Source organism: Streptosporangium sp. NPDC000396 (assembly GCF_042898655.1).
In the GTDB taxonomy this organism is placed as follows: domain Bacteria; phylum Actinomycetota; class Actinomycetes; order Streptosporangiales; family Streptosporangiaceae; genus Streptosporangium.
In genome coordinates, this window is record NZ_JBIAZA010000016.1 from 69,246 (window position 1) to 83,658 (window position 14,413).

General features: G+C 70.5%; 12 protein-coding genes. 3 read left to right on the top strand and 9 right to left on the bottom strand.

Annotation, left to right across the window (positions count from 1 at the left end):
- Positions 1 to 6: 6 nt before the first annotated feature.
- Complete coding sequence (locus ACFY2X_RS25550) at positions 7 to 1,533, bottom strand: penicillin-binding transpeptidase domain-containing protein (RefSeq protein ID WP_389942010.1); 1,527 nt, start codon at positions 1,531 to 1,533, stop codon at positions 7 to 9.
- Between the two features lie 109 nt (positions 1,534 to 1,642).
- On the opposite strand from ACFY2X_RS25550, the gene ACFY2X_RS25555 reads away from it, so the two are divergent.
- From ACFY2X_RS25555 to ACFY2X_RS25565, 3 genes are all read left to right on the top strand, one after another.
- Positions 1,643 to 2,563, top strand: coding sequence for a LysR family transcriptional regulator (locus ACFY2X_RS25555; protein ID WP_389942012.1), 921 nt, complete (start codon positions 1,643 to 1,645; stop codon positions 2,561 to 2,563).
- Positions 2,560 to 3,414: a serine hydrolase gene (locus ACFY2X_RS25560; RefSeq protein WP_389942014.1), complete on the top strand. Its 855-nt coding sequence runs from the start codon at positions 2,560 to 2,562 to the stop codon at positions 3,412 to 3,414. The genes ACFY2X_RS25555 and ACFY2X_RS25560 overlap by 4 nt, the downstream gene beginning before the upstream one ends.
- Positions 3,415 to 3,487: 73 nt before the next feature.
- Positions 3,488 to 5,470, top strand: coding sequence for an acetoacetate--CoA ligase (locus tag ACFY2X_RS25565; RefSeq protein ID WP_389942016.1), 1,983 nt, complete (start codon positions 3,488 to 3,490; stop codon positions 5,468 to 5,470).
- Positions 5,471 to 5,764: 294 nt separating this feature from the next.
- Here the strand turns inward: ACFY2X_RS25565 and ACFY2X_RS25570 are convergent, their stop codons facing one another.
- From ACFY2X_RS25570 to ACFY2X_RS25605, 8 genes are all read right to left on the bottom strand, one after another.
- The gene (locus ACFY2X_RS25570) at positions 5,765 to 6,670 is read right to left on the bottom strand and encodes an LLM class flavin-dependent oxidoreductase (protein WP_389942018.1); all 906 of its coding nucleotides are present in this window, start codon (positions 6,668 to 6,670) and stop codon (positions 5,765 to 5,767) included.
- 52 nt (positions 6,671 to 6,722) lie between these two features.
- Positions 6,723 to 7,814, bottom strand: coding sequence for an NAD(P)/FAD-dependent oxidoreductase (locus ACFY2X_RS25575; protein WP_389942021.1), 1,092 nt, complete (start codon positions 7,812 to 7,814; stop codon positions 6,723 to 6,725).
- 86 nt (positions 7,815 to 7,900) lie between these two features.
- A complete protein-coding gene (locus tag ACFY2X_RS25580; RefSeq protein WP_389942024.1) occupies positions 7,901 to 8,365 on the bottom strand; it encodes a MarR family winged helix-turn-helix transcriptional regulator in 465 nt (154 codons plus the stop codon).
- Between the two features lie 72 nt (positions 8,366 to 8,437).
- Positions 8,438 to 9,928: an FAD-binding oxidoreductase gene (locus tag ACFY2X_RS25585; RefSeq protein ID WP_389942026.1), complete on the bottom strand. Its 1,491-nt coding sequence runs from the start codon at positions 9,926 to 9,928 to the stop codon at positions 8,438 to 8,440.
- A 188-nt stretch (positions 9,929 to 10,116) separates the two neighbouring features.
- The gene (locus ACFY2X_RS25590; protein WP_389942029.1) at positions 10,117 to 11,565 is read right to left on the bottom strand and encodes an NADH-ubiquinone oxidoreductase-F iron-sulfur binding region domain-containing protein; all 1,449 of its coding nucleotides are present in this window, start codon (positions 11,563 to 11,565) and stop codon (positions 10,117 to 10,119) included.
- The gene (locus ACFY2X_RS25595; protein ID WP_389942032.1) at positions 11,562 to 12,383 is read right to left on the bottom strand and encodes a hypothetical protein; all 822 of its coding nucleotides are present in this window, start codon (positions 12,381 to 12,383) and stop codon (positions 11,562 to 11,564) included. The genes ACFY2X_RS25590 and ACFY2X_RS25595 overlap by 4 nt, the downstream gene beginning before the upstream one ends.
- A gap of 130 nt (positions 12,384 to 12,513) precedes the next feature.
- Positions 12,514 to 13,635, bottom strand: a complete 1,122-nt coding sequence (locus tag ACFY2X_RS25600) for a DUF1996 domain-containing protein (RefSeq protein ID WP_389942034.1) — start codon at positions 13,633 to 13,635, stop codon at positions 12,514 to 12,516.
- On the bottom strand, positions 13,635 to 14,318 hold the full coding sequence (locus tag ACFY2X_RS25605; protein ID WP_389942037.1) for a DUF4142 domain-containing protein: 684 nt from the start codon (positions 14,316 to 14,318) through the stop codon (positions 13,635 to 13,637). Before ACFY2X_RS25605 ends, ACFY2X_RS25600 begins: the two co-directional genes overlap by 1 nt.
- Between the last annotated feature and the right edge of the window lie 95 nt (positions 14,319 to 14,413).

Here is a 14,413-nt window from a genome sequence, read left to right on the forward strand (position 1 = left end):
CCCGCCTCAGGACCTCTCGAGGTTCGCGAGGAACCGGCCGGCGACGGGTGCGGCCACCGTGGAGCCCGCCCCGCCGCCCTCCACGATCACCGAGAACGCCAGGTCACCCCGGTAGCCGATGAACCAGGAGTGCGAGGGGGGTTCCTTGCCCGAGCCGAACTCGGCGGTTCCGGTCTTGCCCGCCGTACCGGAGGGGAAGGAGACGGCGCTCGCCGTGCCCTCCACCACCACCGCGGGCATCAGCGTGCGCAGCGCGCTCACCACCGCGGGCTCCAGCTTCCTCGGTTGCGCCGCCGGCAGCAGGCTCGCGTCCACCAGCCGGGGCGGGCGCCAGGAGCCGTCGGCGATCGCCGCGGCGACGGTGGCCATGTTCAGCGGGCTCGTCAGGACGCGGCCCTGCCCGATCGAGGCCGACGCCAGGTCGGTGTCGTCCTTCGGGGTGGGGAACCGTGCCCGTACGGCGGGCACGCCGGGCTCCACCGGTCCCTCGAACCCGAAGCTCGCGGCCACCGAGGCCAGCCGCTTTCCGCCCAGCCGGCCCACGCTGAGCTGCCCGAACGTGGTGTTGCACGAGTGCGCGAAGGCCTCGCGGAGCGGGATCGCGCCGTAGTCCTTGAACCCGGCGTTGTGGAACGGGAAACCGCCGATGTTCTGCTCGGCCGGGCAGGTGACGCGTTCACCGGCGGTCATGCCGTCGGCGACCAGGGCCGACGCGGTGACCACCTTGAAGGTGGAGCCGGGAGGATAGTGGCCGAGCAGCGCCCGGTTGAACCCGCCGGGCTTGTTGACCACGGCCAGGATCTCGCCGGTCGAGGGCCGGAGCGCGACCAGCGAGGCGGGTTTGTCCACCGTCTCCAGGGCCGAGGCCGCGGCGCGGTGAACGCGCAGGTCGATCGTCGTGCGCAGTTCCCGGCCCCGCCTCGCGCCGGCGGTGGCGAGGGTGGCGAGCTTGTCCTGTCCCTTGACCAGGTCCACCCGCGCCGAGGAGGTTCCGGTGAGGCGGGAGCCGTACTTCTCCTTGAGGCCTTCGACGAGTTGCTGCACCGAGCCGGGCGCGGAGCCGGTGTCGATCCGGGTGCCGTCGGCGGCGAGGATCGGCGCCTGTTCGGCCGGGACCAGCACGGCCTTGACCCGCAGGCCCGATTTGAGCTGGGGGTGGATGGCCGCCGGGCTCCACTTCACCCGCCAGGCGCGCTCGTGCTCGACCAGTTCCAGCGATCCGTTGTAGGCCCAGTTCACCGGCCCGTCCAGGGTGGCGTGGAAGCCGACCTCGGACTCCGGCTCCTTGCTCCCGGTGACCTCGAAACGGGCTCCGGACAGTTTCAGATCGGCCCGGAACCGCTTGTACCAGCCGTCGAAGTCGTCCGGAGGCTCGACCGTGAGCGCCCGCATCGCCGGGTAGTCCTGCCTGGCCCAGGCGGCCAGGAACTCCCTGGCGGTCTCCTCGGGCGACCCCTGGGTGCGCAGCATCCAGACGCCCCCGCCGATCACGGCGACCGGCACGAGCACGGCCGCCAGGTACTTCACCCTCATGAACCAATCCCCCTTGCTTCAGGGGAGAGAGGAGACCAGAGGCGTGTTCTTTATGTCCAATATTGATATACAAACCAGTACGATACGAAAATCGATATAGTTGCTGGTTATGGACCTCGTGCGACACCTGCGCTATTTCACGGTCGTCGCCGAAGAGCTGCATTTCGGCAACGCGGCGATCCGGCTCGGCATGGCCCAGCCCCCGCTCAGCCAGCGCATCCGGCGGCTGGAGGAGGAGCTCGGCGTACGGCTGTTCGACCGCTCCAGCCGTCAGGTCCGGCTGACCGAGCCGGGACGGCTGCTGCTGGCCGAGGCCCGCGAGATCGTCGCCCGCGTGGACCGGCTGCGCGACCTGGCCGGGCGCGGGGAGAACGCGGTGCTGCGCGTGGGCGTCCCACCCGACCTGGGATCCTCGGTGATCGCGGCGCTGATCGCCGGTTTCCGGGAGCACATGCCCGAGGTACGGCCGGCACCCGCCGAGATGTGGAGCGCCGACCAGGTCGCCGCGCTCACCGACGGCGCCCTGGACGTCGGCCTGGTCCGTCACCCGGTGATCGCCCCCGGGCTGAGCTTCGGCCCGATGCTCGTCCAGCGTCCCGGCGTGGTGCTGGCCGAGACCGACCCGCTCGCGGAGCTGTCGACGGTGCACCTGGCAGACCTGGCCGGGCGGCAGCTCGTGCTCTTCCCCCGGGAGCCCGGCCTGCACGAGGAGACGCTCACCGAGTGCCGCCGCTACGGGTTCGTCCCGGAGGAGGTGCACGAGGCGCAGACCCTCGGGCTGGTCCTGGCCGGTGCGGCCGTCGCCTTCGGGCCCCAGGTGAGGCTGCCCGGGCTGCGGTGGAGACCGCTTCTGGGGAACCCGCTGGCCTGGCGGATCTCCACCGTCTGGCGGGGGGAGGCCGGAGAGGCTGCCGTAGCCTTCGGAGCGGTGGCCGTACAAGTGCTGAAGGAGAACGCCGGGATGACGGACGACGGCGCGGTGCCGCCACGGCAGGTTCGGGCCAGACCCGCCTCTGGATTCCTCGCATGACCGACCTCGGAGGCCTGTTCCGCGCGGCCGGGGTGATCGGGTTCCTGCACGCGGTGGACATCGACACCGGGGCCGAGGTCGTCCACGGCGCCGACGAGCCGGTGGTCACCGCCTCGGTCTTCAAAGTGGCGCTGCTGGTGGAGCTCTTCCGGCAGGCGGACGAGGGCCGGCTGGACCTGGCCGAGCGGGTCACGGTCATGGCGGACCGCCACACTCCCGGGCCCACCGGAGTGTCGGCGATGACCGACGACGTGACGATCTCCCTGCGCGACCTGGCCTATCTGATGATGGCGGTGAGCGACAACACCGCCGCCGACACCCTGATCGGCAGGGTCGGGCTGTCGGCGATCAACACCATGCTCGTCTCGTTCGGCCTGAACGGCACATGGGTCGAGCACGACTGCCGCGACCTGTACCTGAGCATCGTCGAAGACACGGAGCAGAAGGACCTGCCGACCGAACCCGCCATGATCGACCGGCTCCGGGCGTTCGACCCGGCTCGCACCAACCGGAGCACCCCGCGCGACATGACCAGGCTGCTCAGCGGGATCTGGCGCGACGAGGCGGCCTCGGCGGAGTCGTGCGCCGTGATGCGCAGGTTGCTCGGTCTCCAGGTCTGGCCGCACAGGCTCTCCTCCGGATTCCCCTACGACGACATCGCGGTCAGCGGCAAGACCGGCACGCTGCCCCCCACGGTGCGCAACGAGGTCGGCGTGGTGGAGTATCCCGACGGCGGTCGCTACGCGGTCGCCGTCTTCACCCGGTCGTACGGCACGGCACAGAACCAGCCCCGCGCCGACGCGGTGATCGGCACCTCGGCTCGGGCGGCCATCGAGCAGCTACGTGGCTGAACCACACCGTGTGAGCCAAGGCTGTGTGCCCCCCGGGGATGACATTCCGGCGGGTCGCCGAGAGGATGGGGCCATGGTTGAGGAAGGTGCGCTGCTCTGGGAACCCACCCCGGAGATCGTGAGGAACGCCAAGGTCACGCGTTACACGGAGTGGCTCGGCAGGTCCGGTGACTATCAGGCTCTGTGGCAGTGGTCGGTGGATGCCCCGGCCGAGTTCTGGACATCGCTCTGGGACTACTTCGGCGTCGTGGGTGAGCGTGGTGACGGGCCCGTCATATCTGGGACGATGCCCGGCGTCGAATGGTTCACCGGATCGACGCTGAATTACGCGGCCAACGCGCTGCGCCGGGCCGCCTCCGACCCCGACCGGCTCGCGGTGGTCTCCCGCGACGAGGCCGGCGGGCGGCGGACGCTCACCTTCGGAGAGCTGGCCGGGGAGGTCGCGCGGGTCCGCGCGGGCCTGGCCGGGCTGGGCGTCGGCAGGGGAGACCGGGTCGCCGCGTACGCGCCGAACGTGCCCGAGGCGCTGATCGCCTTCCTCGCCACCGCCTCCCTGGGCGCCATCTGGTCCTCCTGCTCCCCGGACTTCGGCGCGCCCAGCGTGATCGACCGCTTCACCCAGATCGAGCCGAAGGTGCTCATCGCGGTGGACGGCTATGACTACAACGGCAAACGGTTCGACCGCGCGGAGGTGGTCCGCGACATCGCCGCCAAGCTGCCGACCCTGGTCGCGCAGGTGCGGATATCCGCCTCGGACGTCGCTGACACGCGGGACGCCGCCGGCACGCCGGCGGGGGAGACGCCGGGCGGTGACGGCTCGCCGTCCTCGGGCGACCGCATCCTGAGCTGGACGGACCTGCGGGCTTCGGCCGGGCCGCTGGACTTCGAGCCGGTGCCGTTCGGCCATCCGCTCTGGATCGTCTACTCCTCCGGCACCACCGGGCTGCCCAAGCCGATCGTGCACGGCCACGGGGGCGTGGTGCTGGAGCACCTCAAGGCGCTCTCCTTCCACCAGGACCTGGGCGAGGACGACGTCTTCTTCTGGTACACCACGACCGGCTGGATGATGTGGAACTACCTCGTCGGCGGTCTGCTGGTCGGCTCGACGGTGGTGCTCTACGACGGGTCGGCCACCTATCCGGAGACCGGCGCGCTGTGGCGCCTGGCCGGTGAGGAAGGGGTCACCTACTTCGGCACCGGCGCGCCGTACCTGATCGCTTCCATGAAGGCGGGCCTGCGGCCTTCGGGGCTCACGGCGCTGCGCGGGCTGGGCTCCACCGGCTCGCCGCTGCCGCCGGAGGGATTCGCCTGGGTGCACGACACACTGCCGGAGGTCCAGCTCGGCTCGTTCTCCGGTGGCACCGACGTCTGCACCGGCTTCGTCGGCGCGGTCCCGCTGCTGCCGGTCCGCGCGGGGGTCATCCCATGCCGCTGTCTGGGAGCCAAGGTCGAGTCCTTCGACCCGTCGGGCGCGCCGGTGATCGGTGAGGTCGGCGAGCTGGTGCTGACCGCGCCGATGCCGTCGATGCCGGTCATGTTCTGGAACGACTCCGACGGCACGAGATACCGGGAGAGCTATTTCGCCGACTACCCCGGCGTCTGGCGGCACGGCGACTGGATCAAGATCCTTCCCGACGGCGGCTGCGTGATCTACGGGCGTTCCGACTCCACCCTCAACCGGGGCGGCGTCCGGATGGGCACCAGCGAGTTCTACCGCGTGGTGGAGCGCTTCGAGGAGATCGCCGACAGCCTGGTGATCGACACCGGTCAGCTCGGACAGGAGGGCCGCCTGCTGCTCTACGTCACCATGGCGGAAGGGGCGACCCTATCAGCCGACCTGGTCACACGCCTGCGTACGGCCCTGCGGGAGGTGCTGTCCCCCCGGCACGTGCCGAACGAGATCATCGAGGTTCCCGGCATTCCCCGCACCCTCAGCGGCAAGAAACTGGAGGTGCCCGTCCGCAAGATCCTCCTCGGCGTTCCCCCCGAGAAGGCCGCCAACCTCGACTCCATGGCCAATCCCGAGGTCCTCGCCTACTTCTCTCCGGAGAGCTGACTCTCTCCTCCGCAAGGCTCCGACGAGAGGCCCGCGAGAGGCTCGACGAGAGGCTCCGAGAGGTGACGTCCTCCTCCGGGAGGTGGCGCGGAAGAGCGGGAGACGGGGTTCGAGACCACGGTCTCGGACCCCGGACCGGCGCTTTCGCGGGCCCTACCCTCGAACCGGGCCTCCCACCGCCAAGCCGAGCCGAACTCCTCGTCGATGTACTGGCGTTCGAACCACACGGACATCGCCGTCGGCCCGACGCGGACCAGCAACGCCCTGCCGCCCCAGCATGCGGCCGATGTCGCCCTACTTCGCGATCGCCTCGCGTACGGATGGGGCGATCTCCTGGGCCCAGCGGGCCAGCTGGGTGGGGTCCGGGGCGCCGTGGCCGGCGGCGAAGAGCGTGAAGCCCGACGCGTCGTGCTCCAGCACGGCTCCGGTCAGTTCCTCGACCCACTGGGCGACGGAGCCGCCGATCCAGCGGCCGTCGCGGTCGCGGGTGGCGGGCAGCGGCCGGTCGGTGATGCGTCCGGGGAAGTTGAAGACCGTGCGGATCTCGCTCGGATCGCGGCCGGCGGACGCCGCCGCCTCGTCAATGATCGGTCGGGAGGCCCGGTAGCGTTCGCTGAGCCAGTCGGCCGCGTGGCCGGGGATCCAGCCGTCGGCCACGCGGCCGGTAGCGGCCAGGGATTTCGGGCCGACCGATCCGGTCCACACGGGAGGCGCGGCGACGGGAGCGGGCTCGATCTGGTTCACCTGGTAGTGATTACCCTGGTAGGTGACCGGAGGGCCGCCGCCCGACAGCAGCTTGACCAGGACGATCGCCTCCTCGAAGGCGTCCACGGCGTCGCCGGCCGTCAGCCGTGGCACTCCCATGTCGGCGATGCGATCCCACAGCCCGCCGGCGCCCATGCCGAGCACGATTCGGCCATCGGACAGTGCCGACAGCGACGTCACCGTCCTGGCCAGCATGGCAGGAGGCCGGGTCGGCAGATTGGTGACGTTGGCGAAGCCGGCGATGTGCTGCGTACGCCCGAGGATGAAGCCGAGCGCGGCGTAAGCGTCCAGGCGCCCGCCGATGTAGGGGTGGTCCGACAGGGTGAAGATGTCGAGCCCGTCCCGGTCGGCCTGCTGGGCCATGCGCAGCAGCTCGGGTATGTCGTCGATGCTCGGATGTGTGCCAAAGCCGAAGACGACGTTATGTGCGGACAAAGTTCTGCCTTTCCGTGCAAATGGAGATGTTTACCAGGCGTACGCTTCCGGGTCAGGCGGCGCCGAACTGCTCGGTGAAGCGGCCGGTGAACAGGTCGGCCCCCTTGTACGCCGAGACGGTCTCGGCCGGGACGACGACCGGCCCGTCAGGGGTGGGCAACTGGCCGACACCCTGGCGCGGGCCGAGGGGCAGCAGGATCATGGGGTGGGGCAGCGGCCGGTAGGTGGCTGTCGGCTGCTCGCCGCGCAGCTGGGCGATGATGTTCTGGGCCACCACCTCGGCGTGCTGCATCGCGTATCCGGCCATCTTGGCCTCGGCGACGTCGGTGATGTCGCCGATCGCGTAGACGTGGTCGTATCCGCGGACGTTGAGGGTCTCGGTGACCGAGACCTGGCCCTGCGGCGAACGTGTCGTCAGCTCGCCGTCGGCGAGGTAGTCGCTGTTGACGCGCGTGCCGTGCGCGCGGAACCAGATGTCGGCGGTGATCTCCTCCCCGCCGGTCGTGGTGACGGTGAACGTCGCCGCCTGGCCGGGCTCGGTCGCCGGAGGCGCGGTCAGGCCGGTGCCCAGCCGCAGGTGGACCGCCAGTTCGTCGAGCTGGCGGCGCAGCTCCGCGCGCATCTCCGCAGGGAAGGCGGGCAGCAGCTGCTCGGCCGGGTCGAGGATGGTCACGTGCTTGTGCGGCCAGACCTCTTTGATCTCCCCGGCCAGTTCCAGGCCGACCGGCCCGGCGCCGAGGATCAGCACCCGCTTGGAATCCGCCAGTTCCTTGTGGGTCCGGAGCAGGTCGTCCAGGACCTCGTCGGTGGAGTCGGCGTTGGGCTTGGCCGGATAGGTGTAGCTGGAGCCGGTGGCCAGGACCAGATAGTCGGCCTCAATCCGCCGGCCTGAGGCCAGGGTGACACCGCCGGGGTCCACCGAGGCCGCGCGGTCGCGGACCACCGTGCCGTGCCTGAGCCACTGGTCGTAGGGGAAGAACATGTTGTGCGCCCAGTCGGGCTGGGTCAGCGCCCGCAGCGAGCCGGCCGAGTTGATGAACGCGTCCCGGGGATCGATGAGGACGACGTCGGCCTCCGCGTCCAGCGCCTTGGCGAGCGCGGAACCACCGTAACCTCCGCCGATGATCACGACTGTCCGACTCATGATTCACACTCCAACACGAAAAAGGGGTTGAGTTCGTGTCACGAACAATATTAGTTCGTGGCACGAACTGCAACTCCCTCTCTCGCTCAGCGCGTGTGATCCGGTTCCACGAAGACGGCGGGAACCTTGTTGTCCGCCACGACGCGGCCGAGCAGGGCGGCGAGCGTGTCGCGCTCCGCCGGGGCCAACCCCGAGGTCAGCTCCTCGATGCGGCGGCACGTCTCGATGTAGAACTCATCGGCCAGCTTGGCGCCCTGCCTGGTGAGCGCCACCCTCACCGCACGGGAGTCGTGGGGGTCGGGGTTGCGCTGGACCAGGCCGTTGCGCTCGCTGCGATCGACCAGGCCGGTCAGGCTCGACTTGGCCAGGCCGAGCACCGCGCCCAGCTCGCTCATGCCGTACGGCTGCGCCATCAAGACGCACAGCAGCTGGCCCTGCTGCTGGGTGAGGCCGTACTCGCGGGCGGAATCTGCGTACACGGCATTCACCAGGAACGTGGACCGCACCAGTGCGGCCACCGTTCCGATCTGGCCGTCAACATGCTTACTCACCGGCCCAGAGTAACAAATTCGCGGAACGAACTACCCGTTCCCGGCATGGCCTCGGAGACGTAGGGACATGGATCAGATGCCCTGGGGGAGGCGGAACAGGCGGCCGGGGTCGTAGGTGGCCTTGGTCCGGGCGAGCCGGTCGGCGTTCGCCCCGTAGTAGGCCGTGCGCCAGCCGCGCAGCTCCGCGTCGATGTAGTTCACGTAGGCGTGGTCACCGAAGTGGGGCCGCATGGCGGCGTGCGCGTTCCGCGCCCAGGTCGCGGCCGCGGCCTGGTGGGCGTAGTACTGCACGCTGTAGAGGGCCGCCCGATGCGGGAAGGCGGTGGCGTCCGGGCGGACCCGGCCGACGGCGCCGCCGAGGGCGTCCAGGAGCACAGTGTGGTTGCCCGGTCTGGCGACCTCGGCGACCAGCGTTCTGGCACCGGCCTCGGAGAGCGGGCGGTAGGCCATGTGCGACTTGGCCGTGAAGCGGTCTCGGGACAGCCCGCCGTCGCGGGTCTGGCCGGGCAGGGAGCCGCCCTGGTGGCACTGGGAGACCGACCGCGTGGAGCAACCGGCCATGATCATCATGGCGTGGCGGTAGGAGGTCTGCCGGACGAAGGAGGAGGAGACCGCGCCGATCCTGCCCGCCAGCCGGTCGATCAGCCGCTCACACTCCGCCCTGCCGCCCAGGTAGAGCCCGCCGATCTGCAGGTCCATCCCGCCGTCGCGGCTCAGGTGCATCGTGGACCACATCTCGTCCGGCGCGGTGGGCATCCACGCCTGCCACGCCTGGATCGCCTTGACGGCCTTCGCCCACGGCCAGTGCAGGAAGAACACCGTCACCTCGCGCGCGGGATGGGTCCGGAAGCCGAAGGAGACCGCCACGCCGAGGTTTCCGCCGCCTCCGCCACGCGAGGCCCAGTAGAGGTCGGGGTCGTGGTTGGCGTCGCAGGTCAGCAGCCGGCCGTCGGCGGTGACGATCTGGACCGACTCCATCACGTCGCACGTGAGACCGTACTTCCTGGACACCACGCCGATCCCGCCGCCCAGCGTCAGCCCGCTCACCCCCACCGTGGGACAGGACCCTGCCGGGATGCTGACGCCGCTCGCCGCCAGCTTGTCGTAGACGTCGACGAGCTTGGCGCCCGCTCCGACGGTCGCCCGCCCGGAGGAGTAGCTGACCTTGTTCATCGGGGAGACGTCGATGACCAGGCCGGTCCCGGTGGACCAGCCCGCGTAGGAGTGCCCGCCCGACCGTACGGCCAGCGGCAGGTTCATCCGGCGGGCGAAGGCCACGCACTCGGACACGTCCGAGGGGTTGGCGCAGTAGGCCACGCCGGTCGGCCGTACCGCGTCGAACGCGGGGTTGAACAGGCGGCGGGCCGCGTCGTAGGAGGCGTCGCCGGGCCTGATGAGCCTGCCGTCCAGCCCGCGCCCTAGAGCGTTCCAATCCGCCCGGCCGGGGACGGCCGAGGTGGGCGATCCAGCGCCCACGGCCAGGGCGGCCATGCCACCGATCCTGAGAAATGTCCGCCTGTCCGGAGCGGGCTGCATGATCGTCTCCTGGGGGTTTTCGTTCATCTGATCGTTGAGACGGCCGCCCGGCTTGCCTGGTTGGTCACATTCACATCACTTCGGGGAGCGCAGGGGAGTACGAGGGGGAGTACGAGGGGGAGTACGAGGGGGAGTACGAGTCCGGGGCACAGAGCGGAGGAACGCGGCCCCGGATCGGGGTGCGCCTGGCGTGTGGATCGTGAGGAGCGGGCCGCCTAGTTCAACCTGAGTGCCAGCGCCGGACACATCTCGACGGCTCGGCGGGCGAGCCGCTGCAGCTGAGGGGGTACGGTCTCGCCGATGAAGATCGGATAGCCGTGCTCGTCGAGCTGGACGAGGTCGGGCGCGAGCTTGGCGCACAGGCCGTGGCCCTGGCATCGGGTCCAGTCGACGGCCAGCCGTACCTCGGGCTCCGTCGCCTCCTCGGGCAGGGGGAGCACACCGTGGACCGGTCGGCCGCAGGACCCGCGGAGCAGATGTTCCTCGATGTCGTCGGGGAACGCCTCCAGGGCCGACAGCACGAACCTGGCGGTTCCGTCCGGGTGGAAGCAGGCTCCGCGCCCCCGCACCCCTGCCGCCCTGCGGCGCAGCTCGTCCAGGGCGGTGGCCGAGCCTGTGATGAGAGCGGCCATCGACCGCGCGACGTCCGGAAGGCCGAGACGGCACGGCCCGCACTGCCCTGAGGACTGCGCGGCCAGATATCTCGCCACCCTGACCGTCTCGCCCAGGGGGCAGGTCTCGCCCCCGAGCGGCAGGATGATTCCGGCGCCGAGCTGCCCGCCCGCGTCGGCGATGCCCTGCCGTGAGACGGTCGCCACCTCCGCGGCGGCCGGGTGGATCCACGCACCGTGGTACCCGCCGACCAGCACGCCCTCGCCCGGCGACGCCCGGCACATGTCCAGTACGGCATACAGGGGAGTTCCCGTGGCCACCTCGACCACGGCCGGGGCGCCCGCCGAGCCGCCCACGGTGAGCAGGACGGTTCCCGGCTCGCGTGCGGTCCCCACGTCGGCGTAGCGCTCGGGACCCAGGATGGTGAGCACCGCGAGTTGAGCGAACGTCTCGGCGTTCGACAGCAGCGTGGGCAGGCCGCCCACCCCGCTCTCGCTGGCCCTGACCTTGCGCCCCGGCGGCTCGCCCACCTGCCCGTTCACCGCCCGGACCAGTGCGCCGCCCTCGCCGGAGATGAACCGTTCGCGGATGCCGACCACGCGAACCCGGTCGCCCGCGCCTCGTTCCTCGACGGCGGCGGCGACCGAGGCCTGACCCATTCCGCCGGCGGCGGTGGCGATCACGACCTGTTTGGCGCCGATCGCGCCCGCCGCGAGCAGCGCACCCTCGATGACCAGGTGGGGAGTCCGGGTGAGCAGCATCATGTCCTTGCTGCTCGCCGGTTCGCCCTCGGCCGCGTTGACCAGCACGACCGTCTCCGACCGCTTGGTGATCACCGCACGGATCTTGCGGGAGAAGGGGAACGCCGCTCCGCCCCGGCCCCGCAGGTCCACTTCGTCGGCGAGGTCGGCCAGCTCCTCCGAGCCCATCTTCGGCGCCGTGCCGTGCATGGCGCGATGGGCCGGCAGGTCCATCCTGCGACGATCGTCCAGCCCGGCGGTGAGCCGGGCTGGACCGAGTCTTTTGATCTGGGGAACCCGATAGGGGATCACCCAACGCCTCCGATTCGGCGGATCTGGGCCGGGGCCTCGCGCGCCCGGCGGGGGCGGCGGCCGACGATGCTCGTGGGCGGTGCCATCTCCGTGGCGCGCGGCTGCTCCACCGGGGTCTCTGCGAGCACCGGGACGCGCTTGGGCCGGAACGCGGAGATCACCCTGATCAGCAGGGCGGCGCCCACCGCCACCAGGCAGCTCACGTAACTCCAGGTGACCCACCCGGCGGGCTGGCGGCCCGCGGTCAGCCCGTGCAGGATCGCCGTCGGCCACGCCAGGTAGACGGAGCCATGCAGGATTCGCCAGAGCCACGGCCGGCGGGCGTCCGCGAAGCCCGCGCGGATGATCCCGGTCGCGAAGACCAGCACCATCACGTCGGAGGCGATCGCGCCGAGACCGACGTAGAGGCCGACGCCGTTGGCCGCCAGCGGGACCACGGCCGCGGCCACCGGAGCCTTGCCCTCCGTGATCTTTATGAGCACGTGTGTGGCCAGGAACGTCATGCCGATCAATGCGGCGGCCCGATGCACAAGCTGGGCCCGGATTCTGCCCTGAACGGGAAGGACGACCCGGTCGGCGGAGAGCAGCCCGAGCGCCACGGTGAGGGTCAGCGAGACGAGTGCGAAAACGCCGGAGAAGAACGAGAGGAATCCTCGGGCCGTCGCGGCCAGTTCCATCCCTGACGAGGTGCGCCCCAGCGCCAGGAGCCCGACCGTCGTGGCTGTGATCCCGGCGCCGAGACCGATTCGGGTGGACCTCCGTTCAAGGCCCGTCCCGGCCTCTGCCCGGGTGTGACGTGGAGTCCGTGGACTGCGCACCTGTGTCTCCTGTCGGCGGAGTGGCTTGATGGCGAGTGCGTTGGGGTGAGGGACTCGGGGGGTGCCGCTCCCCGCCCCTCGTCGGGGTTGTGGGCATGGGGAGGGGAGCGGCGGTCCTGCGGGACACGCCCTAGCAGCGGCGCCCTCGGTTGATGCAGTCCACCGCGAATCTCATCAGCCGGTCGGGCATCACGTTCGCGAAGTCGGCGTGGTCGGTGACCGGGTTGTGGAGCTGCTCGGGGAAGGCGTCCAAGGCGAAGGACGGGGTGCGCGGGGTGGAGTAGGCCAGGATCATCCGGAGCTGGGGGATGGGCCTGGTGCCGCCGGGGCAGACACCGTTCCCGTCAGGGAACAGGACGTGGGTCCGGTGGTTGGCGCTGTCGGTGTTCTGCCCGTCCCAGCAGCTCGGGAAGTCCAGGATCCGCACGACCAGGCTGCCCCGGGGACAGAGCGGATACTTGGTGGTCACCCGGTTGGCGAACCCGCTGCAGGTCCACTGTGCCCGGGCGTTCGCGCCGCCGTTGGTGGCCGCCTTCGCGTCACCGGTGATCATCCGAATGAACCGGGGCATCGCGGTGACCTTGGCCACCGGGTTCCCCCGGAACTGCAGGTTCACCACGCGGGGAGTCAGGATGCGGCCCACGTTGCGGTCGGGGTCCTGGCTGTTGGCGTCGCTCGTGCGGTCACGTAAGACCGGCCAGAAGTAAGCCGAGCGGTCTCCGAACGCGCATGTGGTGCCCGCCGCGGCCAGGGTGGTGTCGGTGGACAGGCCGTCAGTGGAGAGGTTGCCGACGTAGTCGTGCACATGGTGGGCGCCGTTCCGGACACCCGGGGTCACGATGAAGTTGTCGGAGTTACGGTGGCCGTTCTCGTTCCTGCCGCACCGGGAGAGGAAACTGCCGACGGAGCCGCCGCGCTGGGGCCGGGGCACCCGGACGTTCGGCGGGACCTGCCTGATGTCGACGAAGTCCTGCAGGAACGGCCCGAGGTCGGCGCACTCCTCCTCCTGCCCGCCGTCGCCGGGCGGTGGGGACTGGGTGGGGGAAGCCGTCGGGTTCTGCCGTGAAGTAGCGGAGCCCTGCTGGGACTGGTTCTGCCCGCTCTGGTTCTGTCCGTTCTGGCCCTGCGCGTTCTGGCCCTGTTCGGCGGGGTCGCAGTGGTCGGCGAAGGCGGGAGCCGTACTCAGGGGAGCGGCGGTTAGCGCCCCGGCGGCGAGCGCCAGCGCCGACATGGTGACGAACATGCGTTTCATCAGTTTTCTTTCCTCACGGGGGTGTCGAGGGCGGCCGCAGGGGGCGGGGGCGACGGGGTAGGAGGCTCGGGCAGAGCCGTGTAGTCGACCAGGCCCGTGCTCTCCAGCAGGGTCATGTGCTTCATGACCACGTCCACCGCTTGCTGGGCGAAGGATCGGATCAGGTCGTTGCGGGTGCCGGCGCGGACCGCGGCGACCACCGTGAAGACCTTTCCGTGGGCCTGCCGCAGCAGGTTGGCGAAGGTGCGGTCGTAGTCGGGGCCGGTTTTGCTCGACAACTGGGCCATCCAGCCCTGCTGGTCGGGGTTGGGCTGGCTGGGGAGCACCACGTTCAGTTGGGCCGCGACCCCGCGGACCTGGACGTCGAGCTTGAGATGGTCGGTCATCAGGTGCATGCCGACTTCCTTGACCCGTTTGCTGCCGGCCCGTTGCTGGGCCTGCTGTCCGGTGGGGATCTCCCAGAGACCGGCCTGGCGGACCTTGACGAGCAGATCGCGGTCGGCCGGGCTCAGCGGCCCGAACTGGGTCAGGGCCGAGCCCTGGGGGACCGCGGGGGAAGCCGTGAACCCGCCGGGCGGGGTGATCATGATGATCGCCACGGTGGCGATCGCGAGGAAGATCCCGAACAGCAGCAGTTCTCCGGTCCCGAAGCGGCGAAGAAGGAGGAGGAGCGGCCTCAGCATGGTTCGGTCCGGCTCAGTAACCGCCCGCGGCTATCGCCTTTTTGTCATCCGGTGTGCTCGCGAACCACGTGCCGCCGCGACCGTGACCGAGGACG